Source organism: Phaeobacter sp. CAU 1743, from assembly GCF_039839315.1.
Taxonomy (GTDB): Bacteria; Pseudomonadota; Alphaproteobacteria; order Rhodobacterales; family Rhodobacteraceae; genus Phycobacter; species Phycobacter gallaeciensis_A.
Genome location: NZ_JBDOQR010000004.1, coordinates 82,150 through 100,720, shown reverse-complemented (window position 1 = coordinate 100,720; position 18,571 = coordinate 82,150). Strand labels below are relative to the sequence as shown.

16 protein-coding genes are annotated in these 18,571 nt (G+C 62.6%); 9 read left to right on the top strand and 7 right to left on the bottom strand.

The window, feature by feature from the left end:
- Positions 1–15: 15 nt before the first annotated feature.
- Positions 16–1,461 carry a 2-isopropylmalate synthase gene (locus AAFO90_RS02880; protein ID WP_347508439.1) on the top strand — a complete coding sequence of 482 codons (1,446 nt, stop codon included), beginning with the start codon at positions 16–18 and terminating at the stop codon, positions 1,459–1,461.
- Between the two features lie 24 nt (positions 1,462–1,485).
- Here the strand turns inward: AAFO90_RS02880 and AAFO90_RS02875 are convergent, their stop codons facing one another.
- Positions 1,486–3,012 carry a cryptochrome/photolyase family protein gene (locus tag AAFO90_RS02875; RefSeq protein WP_347508438.1) on the bottom strand — a complete coding sequence of 509 codons (1,527 nt, stop codon included), beginning with the start codon at positions 3,010–3,012 and terminating at the stop codon, positions 1,486–1,488.
- Between the two features lie 345 nt (positions 3,013–3,357).
- Between AAFO90_RS02875 and AAFO90_RS02870 the strand changes: the two genes are divergently transcribed.
- Positions 3,358–4,932, top strand: a complete 1,575-nt coding sequence (locus AAFO90_RS02870; protein ID WP_347508437.1) for a 2-isopropylmalate synthase — start codon at positions 3,358–3,360, stop codon at positions 4,930–4,932.
- A 118-nt stretch (positions 4,933–5,050) separates the two neighbouring features.
- On the opposite strand, the gene rlmJ is transcribed toward AAFO90_RS02870, so the two are convergent.
- Positions 5,051–5,845 carry a 23S rRNA (adenine(2030)-N(6))-methyltransferase RlmJ gene (gene rlmJ / locus AAFO90_RS02865; RefSeq protein ID WP_347508436.1) on the bottom strand — a complete coding sequence of 265 codons (795 nt, stop codon included), beginning with the start codon at positions 5,843–5,845 and terminating at the stop codon, positions 5,051–5,053.
- Between the two features lie 275 nt (positions 5,846–6,120).
- Between rlmJ and AAFO90_RS02860 the strand changes: the two genes are divergently transcribed.
- From AAFO90_RS02860 to AAFO90_RS02830, 7 genes are read left to right on the top strand one after another with little or no spacing between them, the layout of a single operon-like run.
- Positions 6,121–7,167: a rod shape-determining protein gene (locus AAFO90_RS02860; RefSeq protein ID WP_065272763.1), complete on the top strand. Its 1,047-nt coding sequence runs from the start codon at positions 6,121–6,123 to the stop codon at positions 7,165–7,167.
- Between the two features lie 50 nt (positions 7,168–7,217).
- Complete coding sequence (mreC, locus tag AAFO90_RS02855) at positions 7,218–8,159, top strand: rod shape-determining protein MreC (RefSeq protein ID WP_274827800.1); 942 nt, start codon at positions 7,218–7,220, stop codon at positions 8,157–8,159.
- The gene (locus AAFO90_RS02850) at positions 8,152–8,688 is read left to right on the top strand and encodes a rod shape-determining protein MreD (protein ID WP_347508435.1); all 537 of its coding nucleotides are present in this window, start codon (positions 8,152–8,154) and stop codon (positions 8,686–8,688) included. The genes mreC and AAFO90_RS02850 overlap by 8 nt, the downstream gene beginning before the upstream one ends.
- Positions 8,688–10,634 (top strand): penicillin-binding protein 2, encoded by a 1,947-nt coding sequence (gene mrdA, locus AAFO90_RS02845; protein ID WP_347508434.1) that lies wholly within the window; start codon positions 8,688–8,690, stop codon positions 10,632–10,634. Before AAFO90_RS02850 ends, mrdA begins: the two co-directional genes overlap by 1 nt.
- On the top strand, positions 10,631–11,770 hold the full coding sequence (rodA, locus tag AAFO90_RS02840; RefSeq protein WP_065272759.1) for a rod shape-determining protein RodA: 1,140 nt from the start codon (positions 10,631–10,633) through the stop codon (positions 11,768–11,770). Before mrdA ends, rodA begins: the two co-directional genes overlap by 4 nt.
- A 36-nt stretch (positions 11,771–11,806) precedes the next feature.
- Positions 11,807–12,217 carry a VOC family protein gene (locus tag AAFO90_RS02835; protein ID WP_347508433.1) on the top strand — a complete coding sequence of 137 codons (411 nt, stop codon included), beginning with the start codon at positions 11,807–11,809 and terminating at the stop codon, positions 12,215–12,217.
- The gene (locus AAFO90_RS02830) at positions 12,214–13,140 is read left to right on the top strand and encodes a glyoxylate/hydroxypyruvate reductase A (RefSeq protein WP_347508432.1); all 927 of its coding nucleotides are present in this window, start codon (positions 12,214–12,216) and stop codon (positions 13,138–13,140) included. Before AAFO90_RS02835 ends, AAFO90_RS02830 begins: the two co-directional genes overlap by 4 nt.
- A gap of 78 nt (positions 13,141–13,218) precedes the next feature.
- Here AAFO90_RS02830 and AAFO90_RS02825 read toward each other — a convergent pair whose 3' ends face one another.
- The 5 genes from AAFO90_RS02825 to coaBC form a co-directional block, all read right to left on the bottom strand.
- Positions 13,219–15,234, bottom strand: a complete 2,016-nt coding sequence (locus AAFO90_RS02825; RefSeq protein ID WP_347508431.1) for a M3 family metallopeptidase — start codon at positions 15,232–15,234, stop codon at positions 13,219–13,221.
- Positions 15,235–15,312: 78 nt separating this feature from the next.
- The gene (locus tag AAFO90_RS02820; RefSeq protein WP_347508430.1) at positions 15,313–15,663 is read right to left on the bottom strand and encodes a hypothetical protein; all 351 of its coding nucleotides are present in this window, start codon (positions 15,661–15,663) and stop codon (positions 15,313–15,315) included.
- A 27-nt stretch (positions 15,664–15,690) separates the two neighbouring features.
- Positions 15,691–16,821 carry a HesA/MoeB/ThiF family protein gene (locus AAFO90_RS02815; RefSeq protein WP_347508429.1) on the bottom strand — a complete coding sequence of 377 codons (1,131 nt, stop codon included), beginning with the start codon at positions 16,819–16,821 and terminating at the stop codon, positions 15,691–15,693.
- Positions 16,821–17,276, bottom strand: a complete 456-nt coding sequence (gene dut, locus AAFO90_RS02810; RefSeq protein ID WP_274837671.1) for a dUTP diphosphatase — start codon at positions 17,274–17,276, stop codon at positions 16,821–16,823. The genes AAFO90_RS02815 and dut overlap by 1 nt, the downstream gene beginning before the upstream one ends.
- A 45-nt stretch (positions 17,277–17,321) precedes the next feature.
- Positions 17,322–18,518 carry a bifunctional phosphopantothenoylcysteine decarboxylase/phosphopantothenate--cysteine ligase CoaBC gene (gene coaBC / locus AAFO90_RS02805; protein WP_347508428.1) on the bottom strand — a complete coding sequence of 399 codons (1,197 nt, stop codon included), beginning with the start codon at positions 18,516–18,518 and terminating at the stop codon, positions 17,322–17,324.
- Between the last annotated feature and the right edge of the window lie 53 nt (positions 18,519–18,571).

The following is an 18,571-nucleotide window of genomic DNA, read 5'->3' as shown; positions in this document are numbered from 1 at the left end:
GCAGGCAGAAGTTTCATGACCCGTTTCGGCTCCGTATTCGTGATTTCAGCAGCTATGGCGCTGGCCTCTCCCCTGCAGGCGCAGGACGGTCAGGTCCTCACCACGCAGGATGAAATCGGCGGCGAATACGAAGGCACCTTTCGCGGCGGCCTGCAGCATGGCACCGGCACCTACCGGCTTCCCAATGGTTATGAGTATTCCGGCAACTGGGTCGATGGCGAAATCCGCGGTCAGGGCGTGGCGCGCTATCCAAATGGCGCCGTCTACGAAGGCGAGTTCGCCAAGGGCAAACCCGAGGGGCTCGGCAAGATCACCTTTGCCGATGGCGGCACCTATGAAGGCGAATGGACCGATGGTCTGATCAGTGGTCAGGGCATCGCTGTCTACGCCAATGGAGCGCGGTACGAAGGCAGCTTTGTCAACGGCCAGCACCACGGCAAAGGCGTCATGCGCAACCCCGGCGGTTATGAATACGCTGGCGACTGGGTCGAGGGCCGCAAGGAAGGCGAAGGCAAGATCGTCTACCCCGATGGCGCAACCTACGAAGGTGGAATCGCCGATGGTCTGCTGCATGGCACCGGCACGCTGACCATGCCCGACGGGCTGATCTACGAAGGCGAATGGGCCAGCAACCAGATGCACGGTACCGGCAAGCTGACCCAGCCCAACGGCGACGTCTACGAAGGTCCGCTGGAAAACGGCCGCAGGCAGGGTATTGGCAAACAGACCCATGCCAATGGTGACGTCTATGTCGGCGAATTTCAGGATGACCTGCGCCACGGCACCGGCACCTTCACCAAGACCGATGGCTATGTTTACGAGGGCGAATGGCTGGCGGGCCAGATCGAGGGCACGGGCAAGGTGACCTATCCTGACGGCTCGGTCTACGTGGGGGAATTCCGAGATGATCTGGCTGATGGCACAGGTAAGATCACCTATCCCGATGGCTCGACCTATGAAGGCGACTGGATCGCCGGTGTCATCGAAGGCACCGGCACCGCCACCTATCCCAACGGCGTGACCTACACCGGCGGTTTCAAGAACGCCCGCAACCACGGTCAGGGCGTGATGACCTATGCCAGCGGATACCGCTATGAAGGTGAATGGCAGGACGGGCAGCGTCACGGTCAGGCCAAGGTCACCTATGCGGACGGATCGGTCTACACCGGCCAGTTTGCCAACAGCCAGCGCCACGGCAAGGGCCGGATCGAGATGCCCGGCGGCTTTGTCTACGAAGGCGACTGGCAGGAAGGCAAGATCACCGGCGAAGGTGTTGCCACCTATGCCAATGGCGATGTCTACGAAGGCAGCTTCGTCAACGGCAAGCGGCAGGGCCCCGGCAAGATGCGCTATGCCACCGGTCAGGAAACCGACGGCGACTGGCAGAATGGCGCCTTGGTGACCGAAACTACTGAAACGGATGCCGCTGCGGACGACAACGCCGCCAGCACCGACAACTGATTCAGCGGCGGTCTGTCCTTCGGGTCAGACCGTATCGCCCGCCTCAAGCCGGGCCAGAAAGGCGTCAGCCTCTTCCAGAATCTGCGCGCGTTTGCCCGCATCCATCCAGTCCCAGCTGCGGTACATGTTGCCCATGCGCGGATTTGCCGAAAACCGCTGTCGGTGGCGGTTGAGGAAATGCCAGTAGAGCAGATTGAACGGACAGGCGCCCTCCCCCACCTTGCGGCTGACCGAATAGGCGCAGGATTTGCAGTAATCCGACATGCGGTTGATATAGGCGCCGCTGGAGACATAGGGTTTGGAACCCACGATACCGCCGTCGGCAAACTGGCTCATCCCGACGGTATTGGGCGCCTCGACCCATTCAAAAGCATCGGCATAAACCGCCAGATACCATTCGTGCACCTCCTGCGGATCCACCCCGGCCAGAAGCGCGAAATTGCCCGTCACCATCAACCGCTGAATATGATGGGCATAGGCCTCTGCCCGGGTCTGCGTCACCGCCTGTGACAGGCAGTGCATCTCCGTCTCTGCCCCCCAGTAAAGCGGCGGCAGCGCGCGATCATGGCCCAGCGCGTTGCGCTGCGGATAGTCCTCCCCTTCGAGGAAATAGATCCCACGCACGAATTCGCGCCAGCCAAGGATCTGCCGAATGAATCCTTCGGCAGCGTTGAGCGGCACATCGCCCGCCTTCCACGCCTGTTCCGCAGCCTCACACACCTCCATCGGGTGCAACAGACCGATATTCAGATAGGGTGACAGAACCGAATGGTAGAGCCATTTCTGCCCTGTCATCATCGCATCCTGATAGTCCCCGAACAGCGACAGGCCATGCCGGATGAAATGCGCCATCGCCTTGAGCGCATCGGCGCGGGTGATCGCAAAATGGAAGGGGCGCAGATCACCGAAGTGGTCCCCAAAGTGCCGCTCGACAAGATCCAGAACCTCCTCTGTCTCGTCATCCGGGGTGAACTGCATAGGCCCCGGGGCCCTGATGTCCTTGAGCGGTGCCTTGCGGTTCTCCTGATCGTAGTTCCATTTGCCCCCGGCGGGGTTGTCACCCTCCATCAGCAATCCGGTCTTGCGCCGCATCTTGCGATAGAAATACTCCATGCGCAGTTGCTTGCGCCCCTCGGCCCAGTCGTTGAAATCAGCCCGCGTGGCAATGAACCGCGTATCCGGCCTGAGGCTGACCTTCAAAGGCAGAGACTGCAGATGCCGGATCAGCCGCCATTCCCCCGGCGTTGTGGCGATCACCTCATCTGCGCCAGTCTGCGCGGCCCGGCGCAGGATTTCCTCCGCGATGGAGCCGGTATTTTCCGCGTCCTCTAGCCGGGTATAGGCAACCGTCCAGCCCTCTGCTCGCAACTGCTCCGCAAACTTCCGCATCGCCGCGAGAATCAGCGCGATCTTCTTGGGGTGGTGACGCACGTAGGTGCCTTCCTCGGCGACCTCGGCCATGACGATGGTGTCACGCTCTTTGTCCGCATCCTCCAGCGCCGAAAGCGACAGGCTCAGTTGATCCCCCAGAACAAGAATTAGTCGCGCCATCTCTGCTTGCCTCTTTGATCTTTCGGCTCAGTTAGGCGGATCTTTCGGCAGATCAATTTCGCAGCACCATACCCCACTCGCCGGGACTGCGAATTCACGCGCTAAAGGGTCAATATGACTGAGCTATTTTCACCCTTTCCATTCGCCGCGCGCTCTGTATAAGTTTGCCCCATGACAGCTCGCGCACATATCTTCGGCCCGGCCACCGCCATTTGCGGTGCGGCTCTGCGCGACCTACTGATCCTAACCCGCCTCTGAGCGTGCCATTCGGCGCGCCCGCTCAGAGGAGGAGGCTTGCGCGCCACGAGAATGGATCCAGGACAGAGTTTTAAGAAAGCTACCGACATGACGACTGCACTTGAAAAAGATCGCGTATTGATCTTCGACACCACTTTGCGCGACGGCGAGCAGAGCCCCGGTGCCACCATGACCCACGATGAAAAGCTGGAAATCGCGGGCCTTCTGGACGAGATGGGCGTCGACATCATCGAGGCCGGTTTCCCCATCGCCTCCGAAGGCGATTTCAAAGCGGTGAGCGAGATCGCCGAACGCTCCAAGAACGCGGTGATCTGCGGTCTGGCGCGCGCCAATTTCAAGGATATTGACCGCTGCGCCGAGGCCGTGCGCAAGGCTGCGAAACCCCGCATTCATACCTTTATCGGGACATCGCCCCTGCACCGCGCCATTCCGAATCTCACCATGGATGAGATGGCCGAGCGGATTCACGACACGGTGGCTCATGCGCGCAATCTCGTCGATGACGTGCAATGGTCACCCATGGATGCGACACGCACCGAATGGGATTATCTCTGCCGGGTGATCGAGATCGCCATCAAGGCCGGCGCCACCACCATCAACATCCCCGACACCGTCGGCTATACCGCGCCGCTGGAATCGGCTGATCTGATCCGCCGCCTGATCGAAACCGTACCGGGCGCGGACGAGGTGATCTTTGCCACCCACTGCCACAACGACCTGGGACTTGCCACGGCCAACGCTCTGGCCGCCGTCGAGGGCGGCGCGCGTCAGATCGAATGCACCATCAACGGTCTGGGCGAGCGAGCCGGCAACACCGCGCTCGAAGAGGTGGTGATGGCGTTGAAGGTGCGCAATGACATCATGCCTTGGCACACGCAGATCGACACCACCAAGATCATGCATATCTCCCGCCGGGTCTCCACCGTCTCTGGCTTCCCGGTGCAGTTCAACAAGGCCATTGTCGGCAAGAACGCCTTTGCCCACGAAAGCGGCATCCACCAGGACGGGATGCTGAAGAACAAAGAAACCTTCGAGATCATGCGGCCCGAGGACGTAGGTCTTTCAGGAACCTCGCTGCCGCTTGGTAAGCACTCGGGCCGCGCTGCGCTGCGCGACAAGCTGAATAACCTCGGCTATGAGGTCGGCGACAACCAGCTCAAGGATATCTTTGTCCGCTTCAAGGAGCTGGCCGACCGCAAGAAGGAAGTCTTTGACGACGACATCATCGCGCTCATGCGTTCTGGCGAGGATGCCGAGAACGATCATCTGCAACTGGTGTCGATGAAAGTGATCTGCGGCACCGGCGGCCCAGCCGAAGCGACGCTGGAAATGGAGATCGACGGCAAGGATCTGAGCGCTACTGCACAGGGCGATGGCCCGGTGGATGCCGCCTTCAAAGCGGTGCGCGAGCTTTATCCGAACTCGGCGCATCTGCAGCTTTATCAGGTTCACGCCGTGACCGAAGGCACCGATGCACAGGCAACGGTTTCCGTCCGGCTGGAGGAAGACGGCAATATCGCCACCGGCCAGTCGGCCAACACAGATACTGTGGTTGCCTCGGCCAAGGCCTATATCAACGCGCTGAACCGGCTGATCGTGCGCCGCGGCAAGGTCGGCGAAGGCGCCGATACCCGCGAAATCTCCTACAAGGACGCGACCTGAGCGTCTGAAAGATTCGGCGCCGTGCCACAGGCGCGGCGCTAGGCCCAACGCCTTGTCGCCCATCTCTGATGGGCGGCCAAGGGGGCGGGAGATCCCCCCTCCCCTACAGGTCTTCGTCTCAGCCCTGATTGAGCCTCTCGAACAGGGCCGAAATACGCGCGGCTTCCTCTTCGGCGCCAAAGGGCGCATTCACTACGAACATACCTGATCCAACCATCCGGTGCCCGGCGCGCACCGGCGGAAAGCGCACCTCGTGGCGCAGGGCGCCCGGCAGCGCCTGCGTCTCCAGCGCGCTCAGCATCTTTTGATGCGCCCCATCTGTCAGGATCGGATACCACAGCGCGATGACGCCGACGTTCCATTTCCGGTGCAGCTTGCCGATGATGCCGGGGATACGTGCGTAATCGGATTTCACCTCATACGACGGATCGATCAGCATGAGCCCTCGGCGCGGCCTTGGCGGTGCCAGCGACAGGGCCAGCTCGAACCCATCCTGCTGATGCACCTTGGCATGCCAGGGCCTCAGCGCCTGCCGCAGGGCAGCGTATTCCTGCGGGTGCAATTCGGCAAAATGCAGGCTGTCTATCTCGCGCAGCAGGGCCGCCGCCACCAGCGGCGATCCGGGATAGCTGGTCGCGCCAAACCGCTCGCGGCAGGCTTCAATCGCGCGGCTCAGCGGATGATCCTCCCCCAGTCCGTGATTTTCCAGCACCCGGGAAATCCCCGCGGCCGCCTCCCCCGTCTTCAGCGCCTCGGGGGCCTGCAACTCATAGACGCCCCGCCCGGCATGGGTTTCGATATAGCTGAGCGGTTTGTCCTTGCGGGTCAGATAGGCCAGCATCCAGGCCAGAAGCGCGTGTTTCTGAACATCCGCCAGATTTCCGGCGTGGTAGATATGTTGATAGGACAGCATGACACAGCCCCTACCCCGGTTGGCGCGCCATAGAAAGATCCTTTCGCCGATGCTGCGCCGCAAAACGCCCTGCCCGGCATCGTCCAAGAACCACCCGAACCACAGTGTTCAACATGCCCAAGGCGTGGCCAACCCCCATGTTTCACAGGCGGAAAGGCGCTAGTTGGAGGTAATCGGCCCTTTCGCGGCAGCGCTGCGCTGCTTATAAGATCTACAATGCGCGTTGGCAGCAGAGTCGCGGGCACGAACGGCAGAACTTACAGGATCCCTCATTTATGGCGCTCTTTGGAAATCTAGGCGGTCTGTTCACTTCGGACATGGCCATCGATCTCGGCACTGCGAACACTCTGGTCTATGTCAAAGGCCGCGGCGTGATCCTGTCCGAGCCGTCGGTTGTTGCCTATCACGTCAAGGACGGCGTCAAAAAGGTACTGGCCGTGGGAGAGGACGCCAAGCTGATGCTGGGCCGTACCCCCGGCTCGATCGAGGCGATCCGCCCGATGCGCGAAGGCGTGATTGCGGACTTCGACACCGCCGAGGAAATGATCAAGCATTTCATCCGCAAGGTGCACAAACGCTCGACCTTCTCCAAGCCCAAGATCATCGTCTGCGTACCCCATGGCGCGACCCCGGTTGAAAAACGCGCGATCCGTCAGTCGGTGCTCTCCGCAGGCGCCCGCCGCGCAGGCCTGATCGCAGAGCCCATCGCCGCCGCCATCGGCGCGGGCATGCCGATCACCGACCCCACCGGCAACATGGTCGTGGACATCGGCGGCGGTACAACCGAGGTGGCGGTTCTGTCCCTTGGCGATATCGTATACGCACGCTCGGTCCGCGTCGGCGGCGACCGCATGGACGAGGCAATCATCTCCTACCTGCGCCGCCAGCAGAACCTTTTGATCGGTGAAGCCACCGCCGAGCGTATCAAGACCTCCATCGGCACCGCCCGCATGCCCGACGATGGCCGAGGCCAGTCGATGCAGATCCGCGGCCGTGACCTGTTGAACGGCGTGCCCAAGGAAATCGAGATCAGCCAGGCGCAGGTCGCCGAGGCGCTGGCCGAACCGGTGCAGCAGATCTGCGATTCCGTGATGACCGCGCTGGAAACCACCCCGCCGGATCTGGCCGCCGATATCGTCGACCGTGGCGTCATGCTGACCGGCGGCGGCGCGCTGCTGGGCGATCTGGATCTTGCCTTGCGTGAGCAGACCGGCCTTGCGGTTTCCATCGCCGACGAAAGCCTGAACTGCGTGGCCCTTGGCACCGGCAAGGCACTGGAATTCGAAAAACAGCTGCGCCACGCCATCGACTACGACAGCTGAGGCGCCCTGCCCCGCGCATGCCGGGGTGATCCACACCCGAAAGGAGTCCCTTGGCCAAAGACCGGTCACAGCGCGAAGATTATTCCGCCCCGCTGCGCCGTTTGCTGATCGGGCTGGTGTGCCTGTGCCTTGCAGCCATTTTTCTGGTCTGGCGGATCGATAGCCCAAGGGTCGAACGCTTCCGCGCGCAGCTGGTGGACACCGTTGTGCCGAATATGGACTGGGCCATGGTGCCGGTCACCGCGACGGTCAACCTGTTCCGGGACTTCCAAAGCTATCAGCGCCTTTCCGAACAGAACCAAGAGCTACGTTCCGAGCTGCGCCAAATGCGCGCCTGGAAAGAAGCTGCGCTGCAGCTGGAACAGGAAAACGCCCGCCTGCTGGATCTCAACAACGTGCGGCTCGATCCCAAGCTGACCTATATCACCGGTGTGGTGATGGCCGACAGCGGATCGCCCTTTCGCCAGTCTGTGATCCTCAACATCGGCGCCCGGGACGGGATACAGGATGGCTGGGCCGCCATGGACGGGATCGGTCTGGTGGGACGTATTTCCGGCACCGGACAGGATACCGCGCGGGTCATTCTGCTGACTGATGCCGCCAGCGCGGTGCCTGCCACCATCCAGCCTTCGGGGCAGACCGTTCTGGTGACCGGTGACAATAGCGCTGCGCCAGTGCTGGATTTCCTTGAAAACCCCGATCTGATCCGCCCCGGCGACCGGGTCATCACCTCTGGCGATGGCTCCGTCTTTCCGCCCGGGCTGCTGATCGGTCAGGTGACCGAGGACCGCACCGGCCGTAAGCGGGTGCGCCTGTCTGCCGACTACGAACGGCTGGAATTCCTGCGGGTGCTGCGCCATCAGGGCTCTGAGGTGATCAAGGAGCCCGGTGGACTGGTTGTCCCGGCGCCGGATGCCACTGTGCCTCTCCCGCGGCCGCAAAACCTGGCGCCCGAGGCTCTGTCCGCGTCCGAAGGGGAGAGCAATGGCTAGCACCTCGCCCGCGCGGATCTGGATGATGCGGATGGCCTTTCCGGCTCTGGCACTGGTGCTGATCTTCATTCACCTGCTGCCGCTGGACACGCTGCCGCGCCGTTGGGCACCGCCAGACCTGCTGCTGGCGCTTGCCATGGCCTGGTCACTGCGGCGGCCGGATTTCGTGCCTGTTCTGCTGCTGGGGGCAACCATGCTGGTCGCCGACATGATGTTCCAGCGCCCGCCCGGCCTTTTTGCGCTGCTGGTGGTACTGGGCTGCGAATTCCTGAAGTCGCGAATCCCGCCGCACCGGGAAACCGCCTTTGCCGCGGAATGGCTCGCCGTCGCCTTTGTGATCGCAGGTATCGTGGTGCTCAACCGGGCCATTCTTGCTATTCTGGCCGTGGCGCAGGCACCCTTGGGCCTCACGCTGATTCAAGCCCTGCTGACGATTGCCGCCTATCCGCTGGTCGTGATCTTCAGTCAAAGCCTATTGGGTGTGCGCAAACTGTCACCTGCCGAAGCCGAAGCCCTGGGAAGCCGCTGATGAAACGCAATCCGAAAGAGCTGGAATTCAGCCACCGCAAGCTGACCCGCCGGGCGCTGCTTCTGGGCGGTTTGCAACTGGGGTTTGCGGGCGGGTTGGCGGCCCGCATGCGCTATCTGCAGGTAGATCAGGCCGATCAGTTCCGGCTGCTGGCCGAGGAAAACCGCATCAATATCCGTCTGCTACCGCCAGCACGCGGTGAGATCTTCGACCGCAACGGCATCACCCTGGCGCAGAACTCGCCCTCCTATCGCATCACCATCGTCCCCGAGGACGCCGGCGATGTAGGCGAGGTGATCGCCAAACTGTCGCGGCTGATCGAAATCGACCCTGAAGATATTGAGCGCGCCATGGCCGAAATGCGCCGCTCTCCGCCCTTCCTGCCGGTGACGCTGGCCGATCAGATCGGCTGGGAGGACATCTCGAAAGTGGCGGTCAACGCCCCTGCCCTGCCCGGCATCACCCCCGAGGTCGGCCTGACGCGGATCTATCCGCAACGCGGCGCCTTTGCCCATGTGGTCGGCTATGTCGGGCCGGTCTCGGATTATGACCTCAGCAAGATGGAATCGCCGGAACCGATCCTGCGCATTCCTCGTTTCCAGATCGGCAAGGTTGGGTTTGAGGCCAAGCGTGAGGACGCCCTGCGCGGCAAGGCCGGCGCCAAGCGCGTCGAGGTGAATGCTACCGGCCGCGTCATGCGCGAGCTGGACCGGCGCGAAGGTGAGGCCGGCGCCGACATGCAACTGACCGTCGATGCCGAGTTGCAAAGCTATGTGCAGGCGCGCCTTGGCAACGAAAGTGCCGCTGCGGTGATCATCGATTGCGAACATGGGGACACCCGTGCCATCGCCTCCTCGCCCAGCTTTGATCCCAATCTCTTTGTGCGTGGCATCTCGGTCGCCGACTATAGCCTGCTGACCGGCGACCCCTACCGTCCGCTGGCGAACAAGGCGGTGCAGGGTACCTATCCGCCAGGTTCGACCTTCAAGATGGTGACGGCGCTGGCTGCACTGGAGGAAGGGTTGATCGGCCCCGAGGAAACCGTCTGGTGCCCCGGGTATCTGGAGGTCTCCGGTCGCAGGTTCCACTGCTGGAAACGCGCGGGCCATGGGCATGTGGATCTCAACACCTCGCTGAAACAATCCTGCGACGTCTATTACTACGATCTGGCGCTGAAGGTGGGGATCGACAAAATTTCTGCCATGGCGAACCAGCTGGGGCTGGGTGTGCGTCACGATCTGCCGATGTCGGCCGTGGCCAGCGGCCTGGCCCCCAACCGCGAGTGGAAGCAGCGGGTGCACGGGCAGGACTGGCTGATCGGCGACACTGCAAACGCCTCTATCGGGCAGGGCTATATGCTGGCCTCGCCAATGCAACTGGCAGTGATGACCGCGCGGATCGCCTCGGGGCGCAGTATCACCCCGCGTCTGCTGAAATCCATCGACGGGATCGAACAACCCAGCGGCGGCGGCGAGCCTTTGGGGCTCAATGAAAACAACCTGCGGACCGTGCGCAGGGGCATGTTCTCGGTCAGTAACGACCGGCGCGGCACCGGCTACCGCTCACGCATCATCGCCGAAGACATCCGCATGGCCGGCAAAAGCGGCACCAGCCAGGTGCGCAATATCACCGCGGCCGAACGCGCCGCCGGGGTGATCCGCAACGAGGATCTGCCCTGGGAGCGGCGCGACCACGCGCTCTATGTCTGCTTTGCGCCTTATGACAAACCCCGCTTTGCGGTTGCTGTCGTGGTCGAACACGGGGGTGGCGGGTCACGCGCCGCCGCACCCATTGCCCGCGATGTCATGTTGCAGGCGCTGTTTGATGGAACGCCGCCCCTGTCCGCCTACCCCAAGGGCGATCGCAGCCGCATCAAGGCGCAGCAGGAGCGGCTGGAACGCGAACGTCTGAAACGGGAAGAAACCGGAGGCAGCGGCCGGGCATGAGTTATCTTGAAAGCCGCGCCAAATCCGTCCCCTCGGGCCTGCGCAAGATCCTGTATCTGAACTGGCCGCTGACCTTGCTGCTGGCCTCGGTCGCCGGGGTGGGCTTTCTGATGCTCTATTCCGTGGCAGGTGGGTCGTTCTCGCCCTGGGCCGAGCCGCAGGCAAAACGCTTTGCCCTTGGCATGGCGGTGATGATCATGGTGGCCATGGTGCCGATCTGGTTTTGGCGCAACATTTCCGTCCTTGCCTATCTGATGTCCATCGTGCTGCTGCTGGCGGTGGAGTTCTTCGGCACCGTCGGCATGGGGGCGCAACGCTGGATCGACATTGGTTTCATGCGGCTGCAACCCTCGGAGCTGATGAAGATTACCCTAGTGATGCTACTAGCCGCCTATTATGACTGGCTGCCAACGGAAAAGACCTCGCGCCTGTTCTGGGTGCTGGTGCCGGTGATCATGATCCTGTTCCCCACATTTCTGGTGCTGCGGCAGCCGGATCTGGGCACCTCGATCCTGCTGATGGCCGCCGGGGGTGGGGTCATGTTTCTGGCAGGTGTGCACTGGGCCTATTTCGCAACGGTGATTGCCGGCGCCGTTGGTCTGGTCACGGCGGTGTTCTACAGCCGCGGCACCGACTGGCAGCTGATCAAGGACTACCAGTTCCGCCGCATCGATACCTTTCTTGATCCCTCACAGGATCCGCTCGGCGCGGGCTATCACATCACCCAGTCCAAGATCGCCCTCGGCTCGGGCGGCTGGTCCGGGCGCGGTTTCATGCAGGGCACCCAATCACGGCTGAACTTCCTGCCGGAAAAACACACCGATTTCATCTTTACCACCCTGGCCGAGGAATTCGGCTTTATCGGCGGCTTTACCCTGCTCAGCATCTACGTGCTGATCATTGTCTTCTGCGTCGCCACCGCCCTTGCGGCGCGGGACCGGTTCTCGTCGCTGGTGACGCTTGGCATCGCCATCACCTTCTTCCTGTTCTTTGCCGTGAACATGTCGATGGTGATGGGGCTTGCGCCGGTCGTCGGCGTGCCCTTGCCGCTGGTCTCTTACGGGGGCTCGGCCATGCTGGTGCTGCTCGCCGCCTTTGGCCTGGTGCAAAGCGCAAACGTCCACCGCCCGCGCTAGAACGGGCGGCCCAACCAACAACAGGAACTGCGGAAAATGAGCATATTTCACCTTGCCTATCATGTTGACGATCTGGAAGCAGCCCGCGCCTTTTATGGCGGTGTTCTGGGCTGCGACGAAGGGCGCAGCACCGATACCTGGGTCGATTTCAATTTCTTCGGCCATCAGATTTCGCTGCATCTCGGGCCGGTCTTTGCCACCGCCAATACGGGCAAGGTGGGTGAGCACATGGTGCCGATGCCGCATCTGGGTGTGATCCTGCCACAAGAAGAATGGCGCGCTCTTGCCGACCGGCTGGAGGCCGAGGGGATCGACTTCACCATCCCCCCCACCACCCGTTTTGCCGAAGAACCGGGTGAGCAAAGCACGATGTTTTTTCACGATCCCGCAGGCAACCCGATCGAGATCAAGGGCTTCCGGGACATGGCAGGAGTATTTGCCACATGATCAACGTTCAGTTCGCCGCCCTGCCCGCCCGCTGGGACACCTACCGCGAGCCGCTGAAACGCGCCTTTTCCGAGGCCGGACTGACGGTCGATATGCGGCAGGATCATCCCGCCGATCAGGTGGATTACGTGGTCTATGCGCCGAATTCCGACCTGCAGGATTTCACCCCCTATACCCGCTGCAAGGCGGTGCTGAACCTCTGGGCCGGGGTGGAAAAGATCGTCGGCAACCAGACCCTGACCATGCCGCTGTGCCGGATGGTGGATCCGGGGCTGACAGCCGGCATGGTGGAATGGGTCAGCGGCCACGTGCTGCGCTATCATCTGGACATCGACCGCTCCATCGCCATGCAGGACCGGTGGGAGCCCGTAGTGCCGCCGCTGGCCTTTGAACGCCCAGTGACTGTGCTCGGCCTTGGCGCATTGGGCAGCGCCTGCGCGCAGAGCCTGGCCCGTATCGGATTTCCGGTCACCGGCTGGTCGCGCTCGGCCAAGGAGATCGACGGGATCAAATGCCTGCATGGAGACCACGGGCTGAAACAGGCGTTGTCAGAGGCGGAAATCGTGATCCTGTTGCTGCCGGATACACCCGCGACCAACAACATCCTGAACGCCGATACTCTGGCGATGCTGCCGAAGGGTGCGCGGATCATCAATCCGGGCCGGGGGCCACTGATCGACGACGCCGCCCTGTTGGAAGCTCTGGATTGCGGTCAAGTGGGCCATGCCACGCTGGATGTGTTCCGGGTGGAACCCCTGCCTGCGGATGATCCCTATTGGGCGCATCCCAATGTCACCGTCACGCCCCATATCGCGGCGGAAACCCGGGCCAGCACGGCATCGCAGGTGATCGCCGAAAACATCCGCCGCGGCGAGGCGGCTGAGCCGTTCCTGCATCTGGTAGACCGGTCTCTGGGTTACTGACTGGACCATTTTCTGCCCCTGAAACGAATGGCGCCGGGAAGAGCAATCTTCCCGGCGCCAGTTTTTTTGTTCAGCGGCTTATTCTGCGGCCAGCCCCCGCCCCTTCAGCAGCGCATCCACCCCGGGCAGACGCCCGCGGAAGGCGGTGTAAAGCTCTGCCGGATCCTTGGAACCGCCAGTGGACAGGATATGCTCCTCCAGCGCCTTGGCGCGTTCGGGATCAAAGGCCCCGCCTGCCTCTTCAAAGGCGGCAAAGGCATCAGCGTCCATCACCTCGGACCACATGTAGCTGTAGTAACCGGAGCTATAGCCATCGCCGGAGAAGACATGCGCGAAATGCGGCGTCGCGTGGCGCATGGTGATGGCGTGGGGCATGCCGATTTCGGCCAGAACCTCGGCCTGGCGCGCCATCGGATCTGCCGGGGCGGCGCCATCGTGGAAGGTCAGATCAACAAGCGCCGAGGCAACGTATTCCACCGTCTGAAAGCCCATGTCATAGGTCGCAGCGCCCAGAACCTTGTCCAGCATTTCCTTGGGCATCGGCTCGCCAGTCTCGGCATGGGTAGCAAACTCGCTCAGCACCTCGGGCACTTCCAGCCAGTGTTCATAGAGCTGCGAAGGAAGCTCCACGAAATCGCGCGCCACCGAGGTGCCCGAGATGCTTTCATAGGTCACATCCGACAGCATCTGGTGCAGCGCATGGCCGAACTCGTGGAACAGTGTGCGCGCATCATCATAGGACAACAGCGCCGGATCGCCCTTGGCAAAGTTGCAGACGTTGATCACGACAGGCGCCTGTTTTTCCGGAAACTTCGCCTGACCTCGCATGGCCGAACACCAGGCGCCCGAGCGTTTCGATCCACGGGCAAAATAATCGCCGATGAAGACCGCCATATGCTCACCGTTGCGCGTGACCTCCCAGGCGCGGCAATCGGGATGGTAAAGCGGGATATCAAGCGGCGCGAACTCCAGCCCGAACAGGCGGTTCGCACAGGAGAAGGCCGCCTCGACCATCTTGTCGAGCTGCAGATAGGGCTTCAGCTCGGCCTCATCGAGGTCATGTTCGATCTTGCGGCGCTTTTCCGAGTAATAGCGCCAGTCCCAAGGCTCCAGATCACCATTGATACCATCGGCCTGCATCATCTCGGTCAGGATGACCGCATCCGCATCCGCCCGCGCCTTGGCCGGGCCCCAGACATCCATCAGCAGGCCCCGCACGGCTTCGGGCGTCTTGGCCATTTCAGTTTCCAGCTTGTAAGCCGCGAAATTCTCATATCCCAAGAGCTTGGCTCGTTCCTCGCGCAGGGCAAGGATCTCTGCCGCAATCTCCCGGTTGTCCGTCTTGCCGCCATTGGCTCCGCGCGCCGCCCAGGCCTGGAACGCCTTTTCCCGCAGATCCCGGCGCGGAGAGAATTGCAGGAACGGCGTGATGATGGAGCGCGAGGTCGTCACGACAGGCCCGTCCACGCCCTTTTCCTTGCCCGCAGCCCGGGCAGCCGCGATGGCGAAGTCCGGCAGGCCTTCCAGATCCTCTTCAGAGAGCTCCATGAACCAGTTGCTCTCATCCGCCAGCAGGTTCTGAGTGAATTCGGTGCCAAGGGTGGCAAGCCGTCCCTTGATCTCCTGCATCCGGGCATCCTCCGCCCCTTCCAGTGCTGCACCACCGCGCACGAAACTGCGGTGGGTCAGCATCAACACGCGCTGCTGTTCCTCGGTCAGGTCCAGTTCATCGCGCTGATCCCAGACCGCCTTGATCCGTGCATAAAGCGCCTTGTTCGCGGTAATGGCCGAGGAATGCGCCGCCAGTTTCGGTGAGAATGCACGCTGCAACTCCTGCCGCTTGGGATTACTGTCGGCGCCTGCCACCGTGTAGAACACCGACAGGACTTGCTCCAGCGCCTGGCAAGGTGTTTCCAGCGCCCCGATCACATTGTCAAAGGTCGGCGCATCGGGATTTGACGCGATAGCGTCGATCTGGGCGTTATGGGCCGCAAGGGCCTGATCCAGCGCGGGCGCGAAATCTTCGTCGGAAATCTGGTCGAAGGGCGCGATTTCAAACGGGGTATCCCAATGGGACAACAAGGGGTTGGTCATAGGCAAGGCCTCCTTTGCGCAGAAGCTATGCCCGCGCCACGGCAGCGTCCAGAGAGGCAAGCGGATTTTCCGCAAATACTAGCCGCCCGGCCTCAGATCCTCGACCAGATCGGCGGCAATGATGCGGATCGGAACGCCTGCAATATTGGCAGCCCGGGCAATGCGCCATTCGAACCGGCCCATGACCCCATCGGTGTCGATCAGCACCACGACGGCCTCCTTGCCGGTGATTTCGGCCGCGAACAGCGCCTGTTGCAGACTGTCGAGGCTACTGCGCTTGTCGAGGCCAAACTCCACCACCCGATTGCTGTTTTCGCAATCGACCCGGATCGAGGCCCGGCCTTCGGGATAGTCGAATTGATACACCTGTTCCGGCTCACCACCCATCAGGGCACCGCACAGCAGGGAAATATATAGCGCTTCGGACACGTGGAGGCTTTGTTGTTCGCGTGACGCTTATTCGCCGCCGGAAGCAGCCGTGCCACCACTGTCGCCCGGTCCGTCGCCATCGCTCCCCCCGCCACAGATCGGGCAGTCGACCCGCTGTTTCAGCCCGATGCGGCGGGTTTCACTGTAAAGGGCATCGTAGATCAGCATGGCGCCGCGCAGCACTTCGCCCGCTCCGGTGATCTGCTTGATCGTCTCCACCGCCATCATCGCGCCGACGACCCCGGGCAAGGGACCGATAACACCAGCCTCAGAGCAGCTGGGCGCCAGTCCTGCAGCCGGGGCCTCGGGGAAGATACACTGATAGCAGGGGCCGCCTGCCTTGGGATGAAAGACGGACAGCTGCCCCTCCCATTGCGACAGGGCGCCGGAAATCAGCGGCTTGCCCAGCGCCACGGCGGTGCGGTTCGACAGATAGCGGCTTTCGAAATTATCGGTGCCATCCAGAATGATATCATATTCCGCAAACAGATCCGCGGCGATCTCATCCGTCAGACGGCGGTGATAGGGGCGCACGGTGACAAAGGGGTTCTGCGCCTCCATCGCCTTTTGCGCCGAGAATACCTTGGGCAGGCCGATGTCCTGATCGCGGTGAATAACCTGCCGCTGCAGGTTGGCGTTTTCAACCACATCGTCGTCGATGACACCGATGGTGCCAACGCCCGCCGCCGCCAGATATTGCAGCGCCGGTGCGCCAAGCCCCCCGGCCCCGATCACCAGCACCTTGGCGTTCTTCAGCTTCTTCTGCCCCGGACCGCCCAGTTCCCGCAGCACGATATGGCGCGCATATCGGTTCAGTTCGGTCTCCGAGAAACGCCCCGGTTTGGCCGCCGTTTTCGCCTCGGCCGTGGGCGCTTCACCACCATTTTCGGCGTCTTCACTCGCGTCCGCGCGGGCGCGCAAGCGGGACACGCCCCAGCTGTAGACACCAATCAGCAGCACGATCCCGCCAAGGATCAGCCAGGACGAGGCAGAGCCACCGGTGGCGGCCCGCAAGCCATGGCCATTGGGCAGGGTCAGTTGCAGGATCACGACGGCCGCAAACAGCAGCGCCAGCAGGCTTCCCCGCATCGCACGCGGCAGGCCCATCAGGCGCCCGCCCCACCAGATCAGCCCTGCAAGACCCAGAACCAGTATCATCAGCCTCTCCCCGTGGAGCCAAAGCCACCGCTGCCGCGCTCTGTCTCGCTCAACTCCGTCACCTCGACGAAGGCCGCCTGCAACACCGGCGCGACCACCATCTGCGCAATCCGCTCTCCGTGGCGGATCTCGAACGGTTCCTGCCCCGCGTTCAGCACGATGACGCCCAGCGGGCCGCGATAATCGCTGTCGATGGTGCCCGGCGTGTTCGGCAGGGTAATCCCGTGTTTCAGCGCAAGGCCGGATCGCGGTCGGATCTGGATCTCGTATCCCGTCGGGATTTCCACCCGCAGCCCGGTTGGCACCAGCGCCCGCGCGCCCGGCGCCAGCAGGATGCTGCCGCGCCCCGTCAGGTCGGCGCGCAGATCCGCGCCCGCCGCGCCCGGAGTTTCATAGGAGGGCAGCGGCAGATCGTGATCCGCCTCTGCATCACGGCGTATACGGATTGTCACCATATCGGAACCTGCGGTTTGATGTTCTGTGTCAGTGATTGGATGGGATCAACTGTCCAGCGCGGCAGCGATGCGGTTGGCCAGTTTCCCGGCGACCTCCTGCTTCGCCATGCGTGGCCATTCCTCGGCGCCGGTGTCCGTGATCAGGATCACCGCGTTTTCGCTGCCACCCATGATACCGGTGGCAGGTGAGACGTCATTGGCAACGATCCAGTCGCACCCCTTGCGCAGCCGTTTGGCGGTGGCGTTGTCCACCACGTCGTTGGTTTCTGCAGCGAACCCCACCACCAGTCCCGGTCGGTGTTCAGTCATATGCGAAACCGTTTTCAGGATGTCGGGGTTTTCGGCGAATTCCAGCGTCGGCAAGCCATCCTTAGATTTCTTCAGTTTCCGGTCCGAGGCGCTGGCCACCCGCCAATCCGCCACGGCAGCAGCGAATACGGCCGCATCGGCGGGCAAGGCTGCCTCTACCGCGGCCTGCATTTCCAGCGCGCTTTCGACGGGAACGACCTCTACCCCCTCGGGGGGCCGGACCGTTGCCGGGCCCGTGACGAACACCACTTCCGCTCCCAGATCGCGCAGAGCACGGGCCACCGCTGTGCCCTGCGCCCCGGAGGAGCGATTGGCAATATAGCGCACCGGATCAATGGGCTCATGTGTCGGGCCGGAGGTAACGACGATGCGTTTGCCGCTGAGAGGTCCATCACGAAACTCGGCTGCAACGGCAGCGACGATTTCATCCGGCTCGGCCATCCGGCCCGGGCCGAATTCGCCGCAGGCCATGCCGCCCGCGTTGGGGCCGACAAATCGGATGCCGTCTGCTTTCAGCGTGGCGATATTGCGTTGCGTGGCGGCGTGTTCCCACATGCGCACGTTCATGGCGGGCGCCACCAGAACCGGCGTGTCGGTGGCCAAGAGCAGGGTCGAGGCCAGATCATTGGCCAGCCCCTGCGCCATCTTCGCCATCAGATCCGCGGTGGCAGGCGCCACAACAACCAGATCCGCACTGCGCGACAGTTGTATATGGCCCATCTCCGCCTCGGCTGTGAGGTCAAACAGATCCCGGTGCACCGGCGCACCGGCCAGGGCCGAGACCGACAGCGGGGTCACGAATTCTTCCCCGGCCTTGGTCACGACCGGCGCCACGCTGGCGCCCTGATCCTGCAGGCGGCGGATCAGTTCCAGCGCCTTATAGGCCGCGATGCCGCCACCGATGATCAGTAAAATATGTTTGCCTACCAGCATATTATCCGCCCCTGCGCCACCTTGGAATTCTGCGTCAGCGCCGACCTTACTTG